The 868-nt window shown below is 45.4% G+C and carries 1 protein-coding gene; it reads left to right on the top strand.

All coding sequences use genetic code 11. From position 1 onward, the window contains the following. Positions 1-854: LysR family transcriptional regulator (locus WEIDD23_RS12015; protein ID WP_062359095.1), on the top strand; the 854-nt coding region annotated here is incomplete at its 5' end. Between the last annotated feature and the right edge of the window lie 14 nt (positions 855-868).

The raw sequence follows: 868 nt of genomic DNA, 5'->3' as shown, positions 1-868 counted from the left end.
ATTTCCTAGCTGTTGCACGCACTGGCACATTAACCGCCGCTGCGGCTCAGTTAAACGTGACACAACCTGCTTTATCACGTCAGTTAAAACTGCTTGAAACTGAACTCGGTGTGCAACTGATTAACCGTGAACATAAGCCTGTCACGCTAACCCCTGAAGGTATCTACCTGGTCAAACAAGCTGAAGACATGATTGCAATTGCTGACAAAACCGTTACCAATTTACAATCCAAGGAAGCGATTGCCGGTGTTATCACGATTGGTGCGGCTGAAACAGTGATGTTCGATCACGTTATCCAGGCAATTTCTAAATTGCAACGTGACTACCCTAACGTCACAATTACTTTAATTTCTGGCTCAACAACTGACTTACTGGCTCGCCTTAATCAAGGCGAACTCGACTTCCTATTTGCTCTTGATTTCACGCAAAAAGCTTCTTATGACTACCTCGACTTTCCAGATGCGGATGTTCGTGGGGTCTTTATCAACCGGCATCATCCCCTGGCCAGTGAGCCAGCAATCACAGCTGAACAACTCACCCAATACCCCGTCGCGATTTCAAGGCAGTCCTCGTTTAACGATTCCTTAGTAGAAGAACTCGGCTTGAAAGCATCGCAGCTGAATATTCGCATGAAGTATAATCTGATTGGTAATGCCCGCATGTATCCATTAGTTGACGACCAGCTCCTCTTGGTTGGTATCGCTGGGGTGATCAATGTCCCTGAGTTACTATTCAAACCGTTTACCCCTGAAAACATTTCAACAGGGACTATGATTTGGAAGCACACTCCCTTCCTAACCCCCTTGCATGAGGAATTTATCCATTATTTGGAGAATGAACTCCCAATTAAATAGTGCTACGCAAAAGG

The organism is Weissella sp. DD23 (assembly GCF_001579105.1).
GTDB lineage: Bacteria > Bacillota > Bacilli > Lactobacillales > Lactobacillaceae > Weissella > Weissella cibaria.
Note: the sequence above shows the minus strand (reverse complement) of the source record. Positions and strands in the feature narration are given on the sequence as shown.